Genomic DNA, 19151 nt, shown 5'->3' with positions numbered 1-19151 from the left:
CCACCGCGATCATGCGCTTCTTTCTGCCTTGCGGCGGGAGTCCGCGGGATTCGACACACCCGACCGCGTGGGTCGGTGGCGTTCCAGGTTAGCTGTACCTATCGGCACACAGAAACCGGAGAAGTAGTGCCTACGATCCAGCAGCTGGTCCGTAAGGGCCGGCAGGACAAGGTCGAGAAGAACAAGACGCCCGCACTCGAGGGTTCCCCTCAGCGTCGTGGCGTCTGCACGCGTGTGTTCACCACCACCCCGAAGAAGCCGAACTCGGCCCTCCGTAAGGTCGCGCGTGTGCGTCTGACCAGCGGTATCGAGGTCACTGCTTACATTCCGGGTGAGGGACACAACCTGCAGGAGCACTCCATCGTGCTCGTGCGCGGCGGCCGTGTGAAGGACCTGCCGGGTGTTCGTTACAAGATCATCCGTGGTTCCCTCGACACCCAGGGTGTCAAGAACCGCAAGCAGGCCCGCAGCCGCTACGGCGCCAAGAAGGAGAAGTAAGAATGCCTCGTAAGGGCCCCGCCCCGAAGCGCCCGGTCATCATCGACCCGGTCTACGGTTCTCCTCTGGTGACCTCCCTGATCAACAAGGTGCTGCTGAACGGCAAGCGCTCCACCGCCGAGCGCATCGTGTACGGCGCCATGGAGGGTCTGCGTGAGAAGACGGGCAACGACCCGATCATCACGCTGAAGCGCGCGCTGGAGAACATCAAGCCGACCCTCGAGGTCAAGTCCCGCCGCGTCGGCGGTGCGACGTACCAGGTGCCGATCGAGGTCAAGCCCGGTCGCGCCAACACGCTCGCGCTGCGCTGGCTCGTCGGTTACTCCCGCGCCCGTCGCGAGAAGACCATGACCGAGCGTCTGCTCAACGAGCTCCTCGACGCCTCCAACGGCCTCGGTGCCGCTGTGAAGAAGCGCGAGGACACGCACAAGATGGCCGAGTCCAACAAGGCCTTCGCGCACTACCGCTGGTAGTCGCTACCCACATCGAGACCGAGAGAAGACTGAAGCCTTATGGCTACCACTTCACTTGACCTGGCCAAGGTCCGCAACATCGGGATCATGGCCCACATCGACGCGGGCAAGACGACCACCACCGAGCGGATCCTGTTCTACACCGGCGTGTCGTACAAGATCGGCGAGACCCACGAGGGTTCCGCCACGATGGACTGGATGGAGCAGGAGCAGGAGCGTGGCATCACGATCACCTCTGCTGCGACGACCTGTCACTGGCCGCTCGAGGACAACGACTACACGATCAACATCATCGACACCCCGGGGCACGTCGACTTCACCGTAGAGGTGGAGCGTTCCCTGCGCGTGCTCGACGGTGCCGTGACCGTGTTCGACGGTGTCGCCGGTGTCGAGCCGCAGTCCGAGACGGTGTGGCGTCAGGCCGACCGTTACGGTGTGCCGCGTATCTGCTTCGTCAACAAGCTGGACCGTACCGGCGCGGAGTTCCACCGCTGCGTCGACATGATCAAGGACCGCCTGGGTGCGCAGCCGCTGGTCATGCAGCTGCCGATCGGTGCCGAGGCCGACTTCAACGGCGTCGTGGACCTGGTCCGCATGAAGGCGCTCGTGTGGTCCGCCGAGGCCGCCAAGGGCGAGATGTACGACGTCGTCGACATCCCGGCCACGCACACCGAGGCCGCCGAGGAGTGGCACGGCAAGCTGATCGAGGCCGTCGCGGAGAACGACGAAGAGATCATGGAGCTGTACCTGGAGGGCCAGGAGCCCACCGAGGAGCAGCTGCACGCCGCGATCCGTCGCATCACCATCGCGTCCGGCAAGTCCACCGACACCACGGTCACCCCGGTGTTCTGCGGCACCGCGTTCAAGAACAAGGGCGTTCAGCCCCTGCTCGACGCGGTCGTGCGCTACCTCCCGACCCCGCTCGACATCGAGGCCATCGAGGGCCACGACGTCAAGGACCCCGAGGTCGTGATCAAGCGCAAGCCGTCCGAGGACGAGCCGCTGTCGGCCCTCGCGTTCAAGATCATGAGCGACCCGCACCTCGGCAAGCTCACCTTCGTCCGGGTCTACTCGGGCCGCCTGGTGTCCGGCACCGCCGTGCTGAACTCCGTCAAGGGCAAGAAGGAGCGCATCGGCAAGATCTACCGCATGCACGCCAACAAGCGTGAGGAGATCGAGTCGGTGGTCGCCGGTGACATCGTCGCCGTCATGGGCCTGAAGCAGACCACCACCGGTGAGACGCTGTCCGACGACAAGCAGCCGGTGATCCTGGAGTCCATGGACTTCCCGGCGCCGGTCATCCAGGTCGCCATCGAGCCCAAGTCGAAGGGCGACCAGGAGAAGCTGGGCGTCGCGATCCAGCGCCTGGCCGAGGAGGACCCGTCCTTCCAGGTCCACTCGGACGAGGAGACCGGCCAGACCATCATCGGTGGTATGGGCGAGCTGCACCTCGAGGTGCTGGTCGACCGTATGCGCCGTGAGTTCAAGGTCGAGGCCAACGTCGGCAAGCCGCAGGTCGCCTACCGCGAGACGATCCGCAAGGCCGTCGAGCGCGTGGACTACACCCACAAGAAGCAGACCGGTGGTACCGGTCAGTTCGCCAAGGTGCAGATCGCGATCGAGCCCATCGAGGGCGGCGACACCTCGTACGAGTTCGTGAACAAGGTGACCGGTGGCCGTGTGCCGAAGGAGTACATCCCTTCGGTGGACGCCGGTGCGCAGGAGGCCATGCAGTTCGGTATCCTCGCCGGCTACGAGATGACGGGCGTCCGCGTCACGCTTCTCGACGGTGGCTACCACGAGGTGGACTCCTCCGAGCTCGCGTTCAAGATCGCCGGTTCGCAGGCCTTCAAGGAGGCCGCGCGCAAGGCTTCGCCCGTGCTCCTCGAGCCGATGATGGCCGTCGAGGTCACCACGCCCGAGGACTACATGGGTGAAGTCATCGGCGACATCAACTCCCGCCGTGGCCAGATCCAGGCCATGGAGGAGCGGGCCGGTGCTCGCGTCGTGAAGGGCCTCGTGCCCCTTTCGGAGATGTTCGGCTACGTCGGGGACCTCCGCAGCAAGACGTCGGGTCGCGCAAGCTACTCGATGCAGTTCGACTCCTACGCCGAGGTTCCGCGGAACGTCGCCGAGGAGATCATCGCGAAGGCCAAGGGCGAGTAACGGACTCCGTTCACACGCTTTAGGCTTGACCCCGGAGCCTGCTTGGGGCATTCCGCCGCAAACCCGGTGGAATGCCCCCGGCCCCGGGCTTTCCAGCAAAGATCACCTGGCGCCGATGAGTAAGGCGTACAGAACCACTCCACAGGAGGACCCCAGTGGCGAAGGCGAAGTTCGAGCGGACTAAGCCGCACGTCAACATCGGCACCATCGGTCACATCGACCACGGTAAGACGACCCTCACGGCCGCCATTACCAAGGTGCTGCACGACGCGTACCCGGACCTGAACGAGGCCTCGGCCTTCGACATGATCGACAAGGCGCCCGAAGAGCGCCAGCGTGGTATCACGATCTCGATCTCGCACGTCGAGTACCAGACCGAGCAGCGTCACTACGCCCACGTTGACTGCCCCGGTCACGCGGACTACATCAAGAACATGATCACGGGTGCCGCCCAGATGGACGGTGCCATCCTCGTGGTCGCCGCCACCGACGGCCCGATGCCGCAGACCAAGGAGCACGTGCTCCTGGCCCGCCAGGTCGGCGTTCCGTACATCGTCGTCGCCCTGAACAAGGCCGACATGGTGGACGACGAGGAGATCCTGGAGCTCGTCGAGCTCGAGGTCCGTGAGCTCCTCTCCGAGTACGAGTTCCCGGGCGACGACGTTCCCGTCGTCAAGGTCTCCGCTCTGAAGGCCCTCGAGGGCGACAAGGAGTGGGGCAACACCGTCCTCGAGCTGATGAAGGCCGTGGACGAGTCGATCCCGGCTCCCGAGCGTGACGTCGACAAGCCGTTCCTGATGCCGATCGAGGACGTCTTCACGATCACCGGTCGCGGTACGGTCGTCACCGGCCGTATCGAGCGTGGTGTCCTCAAGGTCAACGAGACCGTCGACATCATCGGCATCAAGCCGGAGAAGACCACCACCACGGTCACCGGCATCGAGATGTTCCGCAAGCTGCTCGACGAGGGCCAGGCCGGTGAGAACGTCGGTCTGCTGCTCCGCGGCATCAAGCGCGAGGACGTCGAGCGCGGCCAGGTCATCATCAAGCCCGGTTCGGTCACCCCGCACACCGAGTTCGAGGCCCAGGCCTACATCCTGTCGAAGGACGAGGGTGGCCGTCACACCCCCTTCTTCAACAACTACCGCCCGCAGTTCTACTTCCGTACGACGGACGTGACCGGCGTCGTGACCCTCCCCGAGGGCACCGAGATGGTCATGCCGGGTGACAACACCGAGATGAAGGTGGAGCTCATCCAGCCCATCGCCATGGAAGAGGGCCTGAAGTTCGCCATCCGCGAGGGTGGCCGGACCGTGGGCGCCGGCCAGGTCACCAAGATCAACAAGTAAGCTCCGGCTGCTTGCTGATCCGACCTGGTAGCTCCACCGCGAGCACCTGAGAGGGCCCGCACGACTTCGGTCGTGCGGGCCTTTTCGTATTTTGGCGGACGCGCAGGCGGGCGGGCCGACGTCAAGTGCCGGACCCTGTCCGTCACCCGATCGCGGGAAGTACTGGCATATGCGGGTCATGGGCCGAGGAACGTCCCTAGTTTCGGATCATGGTCAGCTCATTCCACGAGGCCCTGCACCGGATCTTCCAGGAAGATCCGGGCCTCTTCGCGCGTGCCGTCAAAGGGCTCGGAGTCCTCTTCGCCACCCCGCTTTCGGCCTCCGCCCTCTCCACCGACCTCACCGAGAACCGCCCGGTAGAGCGCAGGGTGGACACGCTGCTGCGGATGGACACCGCCGACAACGGCAGCTTTGTCCTGGCCATTGAGTCACAGGGCAAGCGGGACCCCGACAAGCCCGCGAGTTGGGCTTATTACCTCTCGCATCTGTACACGAAATACCGTTTGCCTCCGGTTCTCCTCGTCGTCTGTGCGGACCGGCGCACCGCTTCCTGGGCGGCTCGGCATGTCGACATCGGCCCGCCGCAGTGGCCCTCACTCACGTTGCGTCCCCTGGTCCTCGGGCCGGATGAGGTGCCCGTGGTCTTCGACCCCGACGAGGCCGCTCGTGACATTCCGCTCACGGTTCTCTCAGCGGCTCTGCACCGCCGTGACCCGGATGCCGATGTGATACTGAAGGCACTGGCCGTGGCACTGAAAGGCCTGTCGGCCGACGACGAGAGCACCGCAGGTAAGTTCATCGAGCTCACGGAACAAGGCCTCGGCAAGGCGCCGGCCGCGGATTTCTGGAGGCAACTCATGTCCGTAGACCTCTCCTTTTTCCAGTCACAGACCGCCCAGAACCTTCGGGCGGAGGGCAAGGCAGAGGGCAAGGCCGACGACATCCTGCTTCTGCTGGAGCGCCGGGAGGTCGAGGTCTCCGAGGCGGAGCGTGAGCGAATCCTCGGGTGCACCGACCTCGACACGCTGAGCCTCTGGTTCGTGCGTGCCATCACGGCCATGTCGGCGGCGGAGGTCTTCGCGAGGGGTGAGGCGGGCTGAGCCGGTTCGGCGGCGCGGCAGCGACGCGTCGGGAAGGGTGGTCATGTGCGGATGCCCGTGAGTTCCACCGCACGGCGCCGTAGGGCCAGGCCGGCCGGGGCGACCGAAGCGAGTGCCGCGAGGAGCGTCCAGGCGCCGACGACCGCGCCGATCGTCGGCCACGGCAACACGGGTGTGGGGTGCACCGCGAGCAGGCCCAGCGCCGCCCACGTCCCGGTCAGGTCGCGCGCGGCGACGACCAGTCCCAGCAGTGCTCCGACCGCGACGACCAGCAGCGACCCGGCACACACCAGCCGCAGTACCTGCCCGTTGGTGGCTCCGGCCATCGCAGCACCGCCAGGTCACGGACCCGGTCGGAGATGGCCATCACCATCGTGTTGACCAGGGAGACGCCGATGCGGAGCAGGGCGATGCCGAGCACCAGCAGAAGGCCGAGCCGGGTCGAACGGTCGGTCTCCGGGCAGGTGGCCGCGACCCACTCGTCCTCGCCGAGCACCTGACCGCCTGCCGACCGCACCGCCTCGCGCAGCCCGGCGGCCACGGCCCCGCTGCGGACCTTTTCGCATGACCGTCGAAGACGGCCCGCGTGGGTCACCGGACCCTCGTCCTCCGGAAAAGGACGATCGTCCAGGCGGTGGCGCAGACGAAGAGCACCGCGTGGACCCAGGGCGCCGCGCCGCCGTTGTCGGAGTCCAGCAAGGTGAGGGTGAACAACACGGCGAAGACGGCCATGGCGGAGAGTGCGCCGAGGAACTGGTGGCGGAGCCGCTGGACGTCCCGGCCCGGGCCGTCGGTCAGGTCCATGGCGTAGACCTCCACCTGGCCGAGTTCCTGCTGTGCGCCGAGTCCGGTGGCCGCCAGGTGTTCCCGCGCCTCGGTCACATGCCGCTGTGCGGTGCGCAGGGGGAGGCCGTGCCGCCCGTACAGCAACTCGCCCAGTCGGCGCAGCCATTGCTCATCATCGAGCCGTCGGCCTTCGCCGGGGGAGAACCACCGGTTCACCACCCGCGCGGGTATGGCCGGCCCGAGGGCCCCGAGCAGTACCCCGCACCCTGCCGCCGCGATCGGGGGGAACGGGAAGGAGTGCGCGTCCCGGATCGCGGGGAGGGCTGCGAGGTAGACGCCGGCCACGGTGATGACGCCGGCGACGGCGCCGTAGAGCCAGGCGGCCCGGGTTCGTCCGGCCGCGCGCAGGGCGGGGAAGACCGCGAAGCCGACGGCCACGAACACGGACGTGGAGAGGGACAGGAGGAGAGTCGAGGCGCCGGACAGTTCCTCACCGTTGAACGTTCCCACCGCGGCCATGATCAGGACGGCGATGCCTCCGGCCACCATGCCCTGCCGGAAATGTGTGGCCGGTGTCCTGCCCTCGAAGTCGCGTGTGCTGCGGTGCCCGGCGTCGACCCGTTCGGCGGCCACCACGGCGGCGTACTCCTCGGCGGGGCCGAAGAGTTCCTCCGCCGGCTGTCCCGTCTCGGTGACCGCCTCGGCGACCTCCTCCAGCACACGGTTCACCAGCTCGCGCGACACGTTGTGCACGAGGGTGAGTTCCAGTCCCAGCTTGTCGGTCCAGGCGGCCCGGTCGCTGTGACCCGGCCGGGTACCGGCGGCGGCCTTCGTCATCGGTCTTTCTCCTGTTCATGAGGTGTGGCGGTGGAGCCGGCCGGGAACGCCGCCACCGTGTCGACCGCCGTGCGGAACTCCTGCCATGCCTGGCGCTCCCGTGCCAGCCGGCCTCGCCCCGCATCGGTCAGCCGGTAGTACTTCCGGCCGGGGCCGCCCTCTCCCGGGGCCCAGCGGACCTCGACCGCACCCTCGTCGGCGAGCCGCGTCAGTGCCGGGTACAGCACGGCGCCCTTGACCGTGCCGAGTCCCGATTCCGCGAGCTGTTGGAGCAGCGCGTACCCGTAACTCTCTCCGCGCTCCAGCGTGGCCAGAAGGCACAACGGCAGGACGGCGCGGAGCCATGCGGGCTGGATGTCGCCCATGCATCGACCCCTTCTCGATCAAGACTAGTCTGAAATTCAGAATAGTCGGGTGTCAAGAGTATGTGGTGAAGGGTGACCTGGAGTTCCACGGGACGGGCTTGCACGTGCGGCAGGCGCTCGGCCTCGCCGTCCGGGCGGAGTGAGGGTTCGCGTCGAGGTGTCCGTACGCCGTCGATCGCGGCGCATCGAACAGGTCGCCACCGGCCTGCGGGTTCGTGATCACGGTGGTGGGTGTCGGCAGGCGATGGCGAGCTCGAGCGACGCGCTGCGAGGCCGGTTCCGGCTGCCGGCGCATCGCCTTCCTTGACTTGTGATTACTCTAGGAGACTAAAGTGCTAGGCAGCTAGACGAATGGAGGAACCGGTGATTGAGTTCCACCTCAACAGCCAGTCCGGTCTGTCTCCGTACCAGCAGGTGGTGCAGCAGGTGCGGCATGCGCTGCGTCTGGGCCTGCTGAAGGAGGGGGACCGGCTTCCGACGGTCAAGGACGTGGCGGGACGGTTGGCGATCAACCCGAACACCGTGCTCAAGGCGTACCGGGAGCTGGAGCACGACGGGCTGGTGGCCGCCCGGCCGGGCGTCGGGACGTTCGTGACCCGGACGCTGGCCGACGCATCGCTCGCCGCGCACGGACCGCTCCGCAAGGACCTGCGCCGCTGGCTGACCAAGGCGCGCCTTGCCGGGCTCGACGAGGAGAGCATCGAGGCGCTGTTCATGGACACCTTTCGTAACGCCGCCGGAGAGGACGTAGCGTGAGCGCTGTCTTACGGGCCCAGGGTCTGGGCAAGAGGTACAAGCAGCGGTGGGCGCTGCAGAACTGCGACTTGGACGTCCCGGCCGGGCGCGTGGTCGGCCTGGTCGGCCCCAACGGGGCCGGCAAGTCGACCCTGTTGCACCTGGCTTCCGGCATGCTCACCCCGACGGCCGGCGCCATCGAGGTGTGCGGCGGCCGACCCGCCGCGGGTGTGGAGCAGCTGGCCAAGGTCGGTTTCGTCGCCCAGGACACCCCCACCTACGCCACGCTGAGCGTCGCCGACCACCTGGACTTCGGCAGGCGCCTCAACGCGAACTGGGACGACGTCGTGGCGCGCGAGCGGATCCGTCGCCTCGGCCTGGACCCCAAGCAGAAGGCCGGCAAGCTGTCCGGTGGCCAGCGCGCGCAGCTCGCCCTCACCCTGGGCATCGCCAAACGCCCGGAGCTGCTCATCCTGGACGAGCCGGTCGCGGCCCTCGACCCGCTCGCCCGGCGGGAGTTCATGCAGGACCTGATGGAGGCCGTCGCCGAGCACGAGCTGAGCGTCGTGCTCTCCTCCCACCTGGTCTCCGACCTGGAGCGGACCTGCGACTACGTCATCGTGCTGGTCGACTCCCACGTGCGGGTGGCCGACGACATCGACGACCTGGTCGCCCGTCACCACCGGCTCACCAGCCCGCGCCGGAACCCGGCCACCCTTCCGGCCGGTCAGCACGTCATCACCGCCAGCCACACCGACCGCCAGACCACCCTCCTGGTGCGCACCGAGGCTCCCGTCAACGATCCCTCCTGGACCGTCAGCCCCCTCGGTCTGGAAGACATCGTCCTGGCCTACATGGCCCGACCCGCTGATGCGGTCCGCGACACCCGACCCGCGCTGGAGGCCCTCCGATGATCTGGCTGACCTGGCGCCGGTTCCGCACCCAGGCCGCCGTGGTGTTCGCCGTCGTGGCCGCCCTCGCCGCCGCCCTCGCGGTCACCGGCCCGCAGCTGGCCGACCTCCACCGAGCCACCGGCAACAGCCTGGCGGACCGGATCTCCAGCTCGGACCAGACCCTCTACTACGCCGGACTGATGGTCGTGCTCGCCGTGCCGGCGGTCATCGGGATGTTCTGGGGCGCGCCGCTGATCGCCCGTGAACTGGAGACCGGCACCCACCACCTCGCGTGGAACCAGGGCGTCACCCGCACCCGCTGGCTGGCGACCAAGCTGGGCATCGGCGCGGCGGCCGCCATGACCGCCGCCGGACTGGCCGCACTCGCGGTGAGTTGGTGGAGCAGCCCCATCGACCGGGCCGTCGACGGAGGTGGCCCGACGGACACGTACTTCTCGCGGCTCGACCCCGTGGCCTTCGTCGCACGGGGTGTCGTCCCCGTCGCCCATGCCGCCTTCGCCTTCGTCCTGGGCGTCGCCCTCGGCCTCGTCATCCGCCGCACCCTGCCCGCGATGGCAACCACGCCCGCCCTCTACGCCGCCGTCCAGATCACTGTGCCGATGTGGGTCCGACCTCATCTGATCAGCCCGGACCGGACCACCGTGCCGATCGAGCCCGGCATCCCCATCAGCATCCAGGACGAGAGCGCCAAGGAGATCGTCGTGCACCCCGATCTGCCCGGTGCCTGGATCACCTCCCAACAGACACTGAACGCCGCCGGTCAGCCGTCCTCCCCGCCGTCGTCCTTCGGCGACTGCCTGTACGGCGAGTCGGACGTCCCCAGCCTGCAGCACGTCGAGCGCTGCATCGCCGACCTCGGGGCCCAGGGCTACCAGCAGCAGGTGACGTACCACCCCGCCGGCGACTTCTGGGCCCTGCAATGGGCCGAGACCGGGATCTACCTCGGCCTCGCCCTGGCCCTGACCGGGTTCTGCGCCTGGTGGATCCGCCGCCGACTGAACTGACAGACGCCCCCGACACGGGACGGCCGGCGAGTGGGCAGCCGGGTCCCGGCTGCCCACTCGCGACGCTGCTGCCAGACGTGAGCGGTGTCGATCAACTCTTCGGCTTGATATTGGCGTTGAGGTGGAAGAGGTTCGCGGGGTCGTACTTCGCCTTGACTGCCGAGAGGCGTTCGTAGTTCATGCCGTAGCCCTGGCGCAGGAGTTGCTCGCCCTCCTCGAGGAAACCGGGGAAGTTGAGGTAGACGCCTCCGGCGGAGAACGATTTCAGGTCGGCGAAGGTGCCGCGCACCCAGGTCATGTTCTCGGCCGAGTCGGCCTCCGCCTCCCAGTTCGCCTCGATTCCGAGCAGGTAGGGGGCGTCGCGGTTGGCGAAGGCGGTCTCCTCCTCGCCGACGCGGGCCATGGCGCCGCCCTGGTACCAGACGTCGATGGTGCTCCGGGGCGAAGGCGCCGCGGCGGCGCGCTCGGCGAGCCGCTCGATCAGCTCGTCGCTGAGCTCGGGCACGTTCACGGACTTCCAGTAGTAGTGCAGGCCGTCGGGGTAGTCCGCGTCCAGGATCGCCTGGACTTCCGTGTAGGGCATGGGGCCGCTGAGGTCGCAGATCGGGTCGGCGATCTCTCGCAGCGGCTGGAGCAGTCGCTCGCCGTCCGCCGGGTCGCCCGGGTACGGCGCGAGCAGGGCTGTGAAGTCCTTCCCGTGTGCCTCTGGCGGGAAGGGCTCCACCGGTGGGACCTTCCCGAGGACTCCGATCGGGGCGAAGTCGTCCGGCCGCTGGGACAGGTAGTGCTCGCAGGCCCGCAGCACCTCCTTGGTGCGGTCTGCGGGGTAGAGCACGAAGCAGAGGAAGACCTCCGGCCCGAGGGGGTGCAGGCGGTACTCGAACGAGGTGACGACGCCGAAGTTGCCGCCACCGCCCCGGACCGCCCAGAAGAGGTCCTGGTGCTGGGTCTCGTCGGCGACCAGGAGGCGCCCGTCAGCGGTGGCAACCCGTACGGACAGGAGATTGTCGCAGCTCAGCCCGTGTTTGCGCCGGAGCCAGCCTATTCCCCCGGACAAGGTCAGGCCGGCTGCTCCCGTCTCCGTCACCACGCCCAACGGAGTGGCGAGCCCATGGCGCTGGGTCTCCCGGTCGATGTCCCCCAACGTGCAGCCACCCTGCGCGACCGCCCTTCGCCCCTCCGGGTCGACATCGGCCCCTCGCATCTCCGACAGGTCGATGACCAGACCACCGTCGCAGACCGCCTGACCGGCGACGCCGTGTCCGCCCCCGCGCACGGCGACGAGCATCTCGTTGTCGCGGGCGAAGTCGACCGCGGCGACCACGTCCTCGTCGCCCGCGCACCGGGCCACCAGTGCCGGACGCCTGTCGATCATGCCGTTCCAGAGTTTTCGTGCCGGCTCGTAGTCGGCCTCCCCGGGCCGGACGATCCGCCCCCGCAACCTGGAGGCGAACGCGTCCACGAGAGAACTCGGAACATCCGCCTCCCTGCCACGCCGTCCCTCCTCCCTCCGGACCGGCGTGCCGCTGTGGCTGTGACTCCCGCTCATGGGGATCACCTCCCGGTTTTCAGCATCACGCCTGGCGGGAGGAGGTGCCATTCGGGCTCTCTGCGCACCGTGCCGACCGTCCCGCGCTTCGTACGAAGAGTCTCGAATGGCGGACAATTGTGCGAGGCCCTTGGCCTTCCGCTTAACACATGAGTAACACTGAAGGGTCGACTGCTGTATCGAAAATCCACGAGGCGGTCGCCGTCCTGCGCGAGGCAATGGCGCCGCGCGCCCATCACCGGGCCTGTTCCGGTGTCAGCCGCGCCAGAAAGGGACCCCGTGACTTCACGACCCGAGTTCACCTCCTCGCTCGAGCACCTGCGTACCGAGATCCTGCGTCGCAATCCGGCCGAACCCGAGTTCCACCAGGCCGCGCGCGAGGTGCTGGACACCCTCGGGCCGGTGCTCAGGGCGCGTCCGGAGTACGCGGAACCGGGGCTCGTCGAGCGGCTCATCGAGCCGGAGCGGCAGATCATCTTCCGGGTGCCGTGGCAGGACGACCAGGGGTGTGTTCACGTCAACCGGGGGTTCCGGATCGAATACAACAGCGCCCTCGGCCCGTACAAGGGCGGTCTGCGCTTCCACCCCTCGGTGAACCTCGGGATCATCAAGTTCCTCGGCTTCGAGCAGGTCTTCAAGAACGCGCTGACCGGGCTCGGCATCGGCGGTGGCAAGGGCGGCAGCGACTTCGACCCGCAGGGCCGCAGCGACGCGGAGGTCATGCGCTTCTGTCAGTCGTTCATGACGGAGCTGTACCGGCACATCGGTGAGTACACCGACGTACCGGCGGGCGACATCGGTGTCGGCGCCCGCGAGATCGGCTACCTGTTCGGCCAGTACCGGCGGATCACCAACCGCTGGGAGGGCGGCGTCCTGACCGGCAAGCGCGCCGGCTGGGGCGGCTCGCTGATACGGCCGGAGGCGACCGGGTACGGCAACGTGCTGTTCGCGGAGGCGATGCTGCACGAGCGTGGTGAGGAACTGGAGGGCCAGACCGCGGTCGTCTCCGGATCCGGAAACGTCGCGATCTACACCATCCAGAAGCTGACGGCCCTCGGCGCCAACCCGGTGACCTGCTCCGACTCCAGCGGCTACGTGTTCGACGAGAAGGGCATCGACCTGGAGCTGCTGTGCCAGATCAAGGAGGTCGAACGCGGCCGGGTGAGCGCGTACGCCGAGCGGCGTGGCGCCTCCGCGCGGTTCGTGCCCGGCGGGCGGGTCTGGGAGGTCCCGGCCGACATCGCCCTGCCGTCGGCGACGCAGAACGAGCTGAACGCGGACGCCGCCGCCGTACTCATCCGTAACGGCGTGAAGGCGGTGTCGGAGGGCGCGAACATGCCGACGACGCCGGATGCCGTGCAGCTCTTCCAGAAGGCCGGAGTCGCCTTCGGGCCCGGCAAGGCCGCGAACGCGGGCGGGGTCGCGGTCAGCGCGCTGGAGATGACGCAGAACGCGTCGCGCACGACGTGGAAGGCCGACCAGGTCGAGAACGAGCTGGCCCGCATCATGATTGACATCCACAACACGTGCGCCGAGACCGCCGACCGCTACGGTGCCCCCGGCGACTACGTCGCGGGCGCGAACATCGCCGGCTTCGAGCGGGTCGCGGACGCGATCCTGGCGCAGGGCGTCATCTGACGGTGCCGGTGCCGGGCGGGGAAGGGCGAGGGCCCTTCCCCGCCCGGGCTGAGGAGGGGTGCCCCACATGGCCCTGGTGTGCGCCTCGCGCGGCCGGGGAGACTGGGACGCATGCAGAAGCTCTCCCTCGACGCCCTCGCCCGTGAGCACCTCGAACGCGCTGCCGCCGGCTCCACCGGCCGCAGCGCGAGCACGGTCTACGGCGGCCACGAGCACACCCTGCGCCAGACCCTCCTCGCTCTGACCGCCGGCACCTCCCTCGCGGAGCACGACAGCCCCGGCGAGGCGACCCTGCTGGTCCTGAGCGGTAGCGTCCGCCTCACCAGCGGCGGCGCCTCGTGGGAGGGCCGGACCGGCGACCTGCTCGCCATCCCACCGGCCCGCCACGCCCTGGAAGCCCTGGAGGACGCGGCGGTGATCCTCACGGTCGCCAAGAAGGCCTGACCGGATGGCCCCACGGCATGGGGACAGGTCACCCGACGGCCGCGATGGCGATGTCTGCCAGGAGACCGCCGGCCAGGCGGTTCACAAGCCGGCCCTTGCCGTTGTGGAACGACGGGACGAGGACGCATCCGCCGTCCGTGTCGAGGGCGTTCCACGGCAGCTCTTCGACCGCACCCACCGGATCCCGTAGACGTGCCAGCTCGGCCACAGGCTCACGGCTGGTCTCCAGCCTCACCCTGACCATGATCGGGCCCTCCCGGCGTCCGTGATCCGTGAGGGGGCAGTCTGCCCTGCTCATACCGCGCTGTGTGCTGCAACTCATCGGGATCACCCGACGGGAGAATGATCCATACCCAAAGGATCTGTAAGTCACCCGGCGGCGCGGTTCCGAGGCTGCGAGCCGGGGCCCGGATGCTCCCGTGTTTGACCTACGTCTCACCCGGGGTATTCTCATCCGCCCGATTGGCCAGCCCCCTGCCCTCTGTGGCAAACTAGCGGGGTTGCTCGGTCGAGTGCCGATGCTGCGCGTCTCCCGCCGGGAGGACCGGAAGCGAGTCCCACAGTACTCGTCGTCCCATGCATTGCACCGAGAGGTGCAGGGGCGGACGTACGGGAATCTTCCGGGAAGCGTCAGCGGGGTGCAGGCCAGGCGCCCGGTGGGCCTCTCGCCCCCAGCCGCGGTTCCGGAAGGGTCCGCACTCCCCATGCAGGGAAGTTCCGACAAGGGACATCCGTGTCAGCGGGAGCGCGACACGCCCGACCGCGTGGGTCGGAGGGGAGGGCGGGAACACCGGGTTCCGGAGCGTTTACGAGAGACAGGACTACGAAGTAGCCATGGCGGGACAGAAGATCCGCATCCGGCTCAAGGCCTACGACCACGAGGTCATCGATTCCTCGGCGAAGAAGATCGTCGAGACGGTGACGCGTACTGGTGCGTCGGTCGCGGGCCCGGTGCCGCTGCCCACTGAGAAGAACGTGTACTGCGTCATCAAGTCGCCGCACAAGTACAAGGACTCGCGCGAGCACTTCGAGATGCGCACGCACAAGCGCCTCATCGACATCCTCGACCCGACTCCCAAGACCGTTGACTCTCTGATGCGACTCGACCTCCCGGCCGGTGTCGACATCGAGATCAAGCTCTGAGGGCCGGTGATCTGAGAGATGACCAAGCAGATCAAGGGCATCCTGGGCGAGAAGCTCGGCATGACGCAGGTGTGGGACGAGAGCAACCGCGTTGTTCCCGTCACCGTCCTCAAGGCCGGGCCCAACGTCGTCACCCAGGTCCGTACGAACGACGTCGACGGCTACGAGTCCGTGCAGATCGCCTTCGGTGAGATCGACCCGCGCAAGGTGAACAAGCCCCTCAAGGGCCACTTCGCGAAGGCCGACGTCACCCCCCGTCGCCACCTCGTCGAGCTCCGTACCGCGGACGCCTCCGAGTACACGCTGGGCCAGGAAGTCACCGCTGAGGTGTTCGAGGCCGGCGTGAAGGTCGACGTGACGGCGAAGAGCAAGGGCAAGGGCTTCGCCGGCGTCATGAAGCGCCACAACTTCAAGGGCAACAACTCCTCGCACGGTGCCAAGCGCGTGCACCGCATGCCCGGCTCCATCGGCGGTTGCGCCACCCCGGGTCGTGTGTTCAAGGGCCAGCGCATGGCGGGCCGCATGGGCAACGAGCGGGTCACCACCCAGAACCTGACCGTCCACGCCGTTGACGCGGAGAAGGGTCTGCTGCTCATCAAGGGCGCGGTCCCCGGTCCGAACGGCGGCCTCGTCCTGGTCCGCACCGCGGCCAAGGGGGCCTGAGGTAACGATGAGCACTGTTGACATCCTTTCGCCGGCAGGCGACAAGGCCGGTACCGTCGAGCTCCCCGCGGAGATCTTCGGCGTGGAGAAGGTCAGCGTTCCGCTGATCCACCAGGTCGTCGTCGCTCAGCTGGCCGCTGCCCGCCAGGGCACGCACAAGACCAAGACCCGCGGTGAAGTCCGCGGTGGCGGCAGGAAGCCGTACCGCCAGAAGGGCACCGGCCGCGCCCGTCAGGGTTCGACCCGTGCACCGCAGTTCGCCGGCGGTGGCGTCGTCCACGGCCCGCAGCCGCGCGACTACTCGCAGCGGACCCCGAAGAAGATGAAGGCCGCGGCCCTGCGCCACGCCCTCACCGACCGGGCCCGCCACGACCGCATTCACGTCGTCACCGGCGTGATCGAGGGCGAGACCCCCTCCACGAAGGCCGCCAAGACGCTGTTCGGCAAGATCTCGGAGCGCAAGAACCTGCTCCTGGTCGTCGACCGCGCCGACGAGGCCGCGTGGCTGTCCGCCCGCAACCTGCCCCAGGTGCACATCCTGGAGCCGGGCCAGCTGAACACGTACGACGTTCTCGTCTCGGACGACGTGGTCTTCACCAAGGCCGCTTTCGAGTCCTTCGTCGCCGGCCCGAACAAGGCCAACGACAACGAAGGGAGCGAGGTCTGATGGCTGTCCGTCACCCCTCCGTCGCCTCCAAGGCGGCGAAGAAGGCCAAGGAGGCGCGCCTCAAGAAGGCACGCCGCCACGCCACCGAAGGCAAGAACACCGTCATCACCCCGGCGAGCAAGTCGTTCACGGACCACCGTGACGTCCTGATCAAGCCGGTCGTGTCGGAGAAGAGCTACGCGCTCATCGACGAGAACAAGTACACGTTCATCGTCGCTCCTGGCTCCAACAAGACGGAGATCAAGGAGGCCGTGCAGGCGGTCTTCTCGGTCAAGGTCACCGGCGTCAACACGATCAACCGCCAGGGCAAGCGCAAGCGCACGCGCACCGGCTTCGGCCAGCGCACGGGCACCAGGCGCGCGATCGTGACCCTCGCCGAGGGCGACCGTATCGACATCTTCGGCGGTCCGACCTCCTGACGGAGGTCGGAACGTCCAGATTTCGGAACAAACTTCCGAGGACTGAGAGACAATGGGTATCCGCAAGTACAAGCCGACGACCCCGGGCCGTCGTGGCTCCAGCGTCGCCGACTTCGTCGAGATCACGCGGTCCACGCCGGAGAAGTCGCTGGTCCGTCCCCTGCACAGCAAGGGCGGCCGTAACAATTCCGGTCGTGTGACCGTCCGCCACCAGGGTGGCGGACACAAGCGCGCCTACCGCGTGATCGACTTCCGTCGTCACGACAAGGACGGCGTGCCGGCGAAGGTCGCGCACATCGAGTACGACCCCAACCGCACCGCGCGCATCGCGCTCCTGCACTACGCGGACGGCGAGAAGCGCTACATTCTCGCGCCGCGTGGCCTGAGCCAGGGCGACCGCGTCGAGAACGGTCCCGGGGCCGACATCAAGCCGGGCAACAACCTCGCCCTGCGCAACATCCCGGTCGGTACGACGCTGCACGCCATCGAGCTGCGTCCCGGCGGCGGCGCCAAGTTCGCCCGCTCCGCCGGCGCCTCGGTGCAGCTGCTCGCGAAGGAGGGCCAGATGGCCCACCTGCGCATGCCGTCCGGTGAGATCCGCCTGGTCGACGTCCGCTGCCGCGGCACCATCGGCGAGGTCGGCAACGCCGAGCAGAGCAACATCAGCTGGGGCAAGGCCGGTCGTAAGCGCTGGCTGGGCGTCCGCCCGAGCGTGCGTGGTGTGGTCATGAACCCGGTGGACCACCCGCACGGTGGTGGTGAGGGCCGTACCTCCGGTGGTCGCCACCCGGTGTCCCCGTGGGGCCAGAAGGAAGGTCGTACTCGGGCGCCCAAGAAGGCGTCGAACAAGTACATCGTCCGCCGCCGCAAGACGAACAAGAAGCGCTAAGGACGGGTTGAGATGCCTCGTAGCCTGAAGAAGGGGCCCTTCGTCGACGACCACCTGATCAAGAAGGTGGACGTCCAGAACGAAGCCGGCACCAAGAACGTCATCAAGACCTGGTCCCGTCGCTCGATGATCGTCCCGGCCATGCTCGGCCACACGATCGCGGTGCACAACGGCAAGACCCACATTCCGGTGTTCGTCACCGAGTCGATGGTCGGCCACAAGCTCGGCGAGTTCTCGCCGACGCGCACCTTCCGGGGTCACGTCAAGGACGACCGGAAGTCGAAGCGCCGCTAAGGCGGGGTGGAATGACCATGACAGACACTGGAAGGACAACCATGGAAGCCAGGGCCCAGGCGCGGTACATCCGCGTCACGCCCATGAAGGCCCGCCGCGTGGTGGACCTCATCCGTGGCATGAACGCCACGGAGGCTCAGGCGGTCCTGCGTTTCGCCCCGCAGGCCGCGAGCGTGCCGGTCGGCAAGGTGCTGGACAGCGCCATCGCCAACGCCGCGCACAACTACGACCACACCGACGCCGACAGCCTCTTCGTTTCCGAGGCGTACGTCGACGAGGGTCCGACCCTGAAGCGGTTCCGTCCGCGCGCCCAGGGTCGTGCCTACCGGATCCGCAAGCGGACCAGCCACATCACCGTGGTCGTCAGCAGCAAGGAAGGAACCCGGTAATGGGCCAGAAGGTAAACCCGCACGGGTTCCGGCTCGGTGTCACGACCGACTTCAAGTCGCGTTGGTACGCCGACAAGCTGTACAAGGACTACGTCAAGGAAGACGTCGCCATCCGTCGGATGATGACGTCCGGCATGGAGCGCGCCGGCATCTCGAAGGTGGAGATCGAGCGCACCCGTGACCGTGTGCGGGTGGACATCCACACCGCGCGTCCGGGCATCGTCATCGGCCGCCGCGGCGCCGAGGCCGACCGCATCCGCGGCGACCTCGAGAAGCTCACCGGCAAGCAGGTCCAGCTGAACATCCTCGAGGTCAAGAACCCCGAGACGGACGCTCAGCTCGTGGCCCAGGCCGTCGCCGAGCAGCTCTCCTCCCGCGTCTCCTTCCGCCGCGCCATGCGCAAGAGCATGCAGTCGGCGATGAAGGCGGGCGCCAAGGGCATCAAGATCCAGTGCGGTGGCCGTCTCGGCGGCGCCGAGATGTCCCGCTCGGAGTTCTACCGCGAGGGCCGCGTGCCCCTGCACACGCTCCGCGCGAACGTGGACTACGGCTTCTTCGAGGCCAAGACGACCTTCGGCCGCATCGGCGTGAAGGTCTGGATCTACAAGGGCGACGTCAAGAACATCGCCGAGGTCCGCGCCGAGAACGCCGCTGCCCGCGCCGGCAACCGCCCGGCCCGTGGCGGTGCCGACCGCCCGGCCCGTGGTGGCCGCGGTGGCGAGCGTGGCGGGCGCGGTCGCAAGCCGCAGCAGGCTCCGGCTGCCGAGGCCCCCAAGGCCGAGGCACCCGCCGCCGCTCCGGCTGAGAGCACCGGAACGGAGGCCTGACC

Annotated in this window: 23 protein-coding genes; 18 read left to right on the top strand and 5 right to left on the bottom strand. The window is 68.0% G+C overall.

The features are described 5' to 3' along the window. Positions 1-126: 126 nt before the first annotated feature. The 5 genes from rpsL (at position 127) to AC6F7H_RS10115 (ending at position 5586) form a co-directional block, all read left to right on the top strand. The gene (rpsL, locus tag AC6F7H_RS10135) at positions 127-498 is read left to right on the top strand and encodes a 30S ribosomal protein S12 (RefSeq protein WP_003948652.1); all 372 of its coding nucleotides are present in this window, start codon (positions 127-129) and stop codon (positions 496-498) included. A gap of 2 nt (positions 499-500) precedes the next feature. Then, the gene (gene rpsG, locus AC6F7H_RS10130) at positions 501-971 is read left to right on the top strand and encodes a 30S ribosomal protein S7 (RefSeq protein WP_003992340.1); all 471 of its coding nucleotides are present in this window, start codon (positions 501-503) and stop codon (positions 969-971) included. Between the two features lie 39 nt (positions 972-1010). Continuing rightward, entirely contained in the window at positions 1011-3137 is a 2127-nt protein-coding gene (gene fusA / locus AC6F7H_RS10125; protein ID WP_500756647.1) for an elongation factor G, read from the top strand. A 155-nt stretch (positions 3138-3292) separates the two neighbouring features. Next, complete coding sequence (tuf, locus tag AC6F7H_RS10120; RefSeq protein WP_363040992.1) at positions 3293-4486, top strand: elongation factor Tu; 1194 nt, start codon at positions 3293-3295, stop codon at positions 4484-4486. A gap of 209 nt (positions 4487-4695) precedes the next feature. Continuing rightward, on the top strand, positions 4696-5586 hold the full coding sequence (locus AC6F7H_RS10115) for a hypothetical protein (RefSeq protein ID WP_500756646.1): 891 nt from the start codon (positions 4696-4698) through the stop codon (positions 5584-5586). 41 nt (positions 5587-5627) lie between these two features. On the opposite strand, the gene AC6F7H_RS10110 is transcribed toward AC6F7H_RS10115, so the two are convergent. From AC6F7H_RS10110 to AC6F7H_RS10100, 3 genes are all read right to left on the bottom strand, one after another. Then, complete coding sequence (locus AC6F7H_RS10110) at positions 5628-5912, bottom strand: hypothetical protein (RefSeq protein WP_500756645.1); 285 nt, start codon at positions 5910-5912, stop codon at positions 5628-5630. A gap of 265 nt (positions 5913-6177) precedes the next feature. Next, on the bottom strand, positions 6178-7209 hold the full coding sequence (locus AC6F7H_RS10105) for a response regulator (RefSeq protein ID WP_500756644.1): 1032 nt from the start codon (positions 7207-7209) through the stop codon (positions 6178-6180). Next, positions 7206-7574, bottom strand: coding sequence for a PadR family transcriptional regulator (locus AC6F7H_RS10100; RefSeq protein ID WP_500756643.1), 369 nt, complete (start codon positions 7572-7574; stop codon positions 7206-7208). The genes AC6F7H_RS10105 and AC6F7H_RS10100 overlap by 4 nt, the downstream gene beginning before the upstream one ends. A gap of 351 nt (positions 7575-7925) precedes the next feature. On the opposite strand from AC6F7H_RS10100, the gene AC6F7H_RS10095 reads away from it, so the two are divergent. From AC6F7H_RS10095 to AC6F7H_RS10085, 3 genes are read left to right on the top strand one after another with little or no spacing between them, the layout of a single operon-like run. Beyond that, positions 7926-8330 (top strand): GntR family transcriptional regulator, encoded by a 405-nt coding sequence (locus AC6F7H_RS10095; protein ID WP_500756642.1) that lies wholly within the window; start codon positions 7926-7928, stop codon positions 8328-8330. Continuing rightward, positions 8327-9223: an ABC transporter ATP-binding protein gene (locus AC6F7H_RS10090; RefSeq protein WP_500756641.1), complete on the top strand. Its 897-nt coding sequence runs from the start codon at positions 8327-8329 to the stop codon at positions 9221-9223. The genes AC6F7H_RS10095 and AC6F7H_RS10090 overlap by 4 nt, the downstream gene beginning before the upstream one ends. Then, a complete protein-coding gene (locus AC6F7H_RS10085) occupies positions 9220-10227 on the top strand; it encodes an ABC-2 membrane transporter-related protein (RefSeq protein ID WP_500756639.1) in 1008 nt (335 codons plus the stop codon). Before AC6F7H_RS10090 ends, AC6F7H_RS10085 begins: the two co-directional genes overlap by 4 nt. Positions 10228-10318: 91 nt before the next feature. Here AC6F7H_RS10085 and AC6F7H_RS10080 read toward each other — a convergent pair whose 3' ends face one another. Further along, a complete protein-coding gene (locus AC6F7H_RS10080) occupies positions 10319-11602 on the bottom strand; it encodes an FAD-binding oxidoreductase (protein ID WP_500756638.1) in 1284 nt (427 codons plus the stop codon). A 453-nt stretch (positions 11603-12055) separates the two neighbouring features. Here AC6F7H_RS10080 and gdhA point away from each other — a divergent pair, with 453 nt between their 5' ends. Both gdhA and AC6F7H_RS10070 read left to right on the top strand, forming a co-directional pair. Further along, on the top strand, positions 12056-13414 hold the full coding sequence (gene gdhA / locus AC6F7H_RS10075) for an NADP-specific glutamate dehydrogenase (protein WP_500756637.1): 1359 nt from the start codon (positions 12056-12058) through the stop codon (positions 13412-13414). Between the two features lie 111 nt (positions 13415-13525). Beyond that, entirely contained in the window at positions 13526-13858 is a 333-nt protein-coding gene (locus tag AC6F7H_RS10070) for a cupin domain-containing protein (protein WP_500756635.1), read from the top strand. 28 nt (positions 13859-13886) lie between these two features. Here AC6F7H_RS10070 and AC6F7H_RS10065 read toward each other — a convergent pair whose 3' ends face one another. Next, entirely contained in the window at positions 13887-14102 is a 216-nt protein-coding gene (locus AC6F7H_RS10065) for a hypothetical protein (RefSeq protein ID WP_500756633.1), read from the bottom strand. A 590-nt stretch (positions 14103-14692) separates the two neighbouring features. Here AC6F7H_RS10065 and rpsJ point away from each other — a divergent pair. Genes rpsJ through rpsC form a run of 8 tightly spaced genes read left to right on the top strand, consistent with a single transcriptional unit; the run spans position 14693 to position 19149 of the window. After that, positions 14693-15001: a 30S ribosomal protein S10 gene (gene rpsJ / locus AC6F7H_RS10060; protein ID WP_003948644.1), complete on the top strand. Its 309-nt coding sequence runs from the start codon at positions 14693-14695 to the stop codon at positions 14999-15001. Between the two features lie 18 nt (positions 15002-15019). Continuing rightward, positions 15020-15664: a 50S ribosomal protein L3 gene (rplC, locus tag AC6F7H_RS10055; RefSeq protein WP_500756631.1), complete on the top strand. Its 645-nt coding sequence runs from the start codon at positions 15020-15022 to the stop codon at positions 15662-15664. A 7-nt stretch (positions 15665-15671) separates the two neighbouring features. After that, positions 15672-16331 carry a 50S ribosomal protein L4 gene (rplD, locus tag AC6F7H_RS10050; protein WP_500756630.1) on the top strand — a complete coding sequence of 220 codons (660 nt, stop codon included), beginning with the start codon at positions 15672-15674 and terminating at the stop codon, positions 16329-16331. Continuing rightward, positions 16331-16750 (top strand): 50S ribosomal protein L23, encoded by a 420-nt coding sequence (gene rplW / locus AC6F7H_RS10045; protein ID WP_500756629.1) that lies wholly within the window; start codon positions 16331-16333, stop codon positions 16748-16750. The genes rplD and rplW overlap by 1 nt, the downstream gene beginning before the upstream one ends. A 52-nt stretch (positions 16751-16802) precedes the next feature. Further along, positions 16803-17639, top strand: coding sequence for a 50S ribosomal protein L2 (gene rplB / locus AC6F7H_RS10040; RefSeq protein WP_109381515.1), 837 nt, complete (start codon positions 16803-16805; stop codon positions 17637-17639). A 12-nt stretch (positions 17640-17651) separates the two neighbouring features. Continuing rightward, positions 17652-17933 (top strand): 30S ribosomal protein S19, encoded by a 282-nt coding sequence (gene rpsS, locus AC6F7H_RS10035; protein ID WP_003948639.1) that lies wholly within the window; start codon positions 17652-17654, stop codon positions 17931-17933. Between the two features lie 41 nt (positions 17934-17974). Continuing rightward, positions 17975-18322, top strand: a complete 348-nt coding sequence (gene rplV, locus AC6F7H_RS10030; protein WP_363040971.1) for a 50S ribosomal protein L22 — start codon at positions 17975-17977, stop codon at positions 18320-18322. Then, the gene (rpsC, locus tag AC6F7H_RS10025; RefSeq protein ID WP_004927271.1) at positions 18322-19149 is read left to right on the top strand and encodes a 30S ribosomal protein S3; all 828 of its coding nucleotides are present in this window, start codon (positions 18322-18324) and stop codon (positions 19147-19149) included. The genes rplV and rpsC overlap by 1 nt, the downstream gene beginning before the upstream one ends. The last annotated feature ends 2 nt before the right edge of the window (positions 19150-19151 follow it).

This window comes from Streptomyces sp. MMS24-W38, from assembly GCF_059889265.1.
Note: the sequence above shows the minus strand (reverse complement) of the source record. Positions and strands in the feature narration are given on the sequence as shown.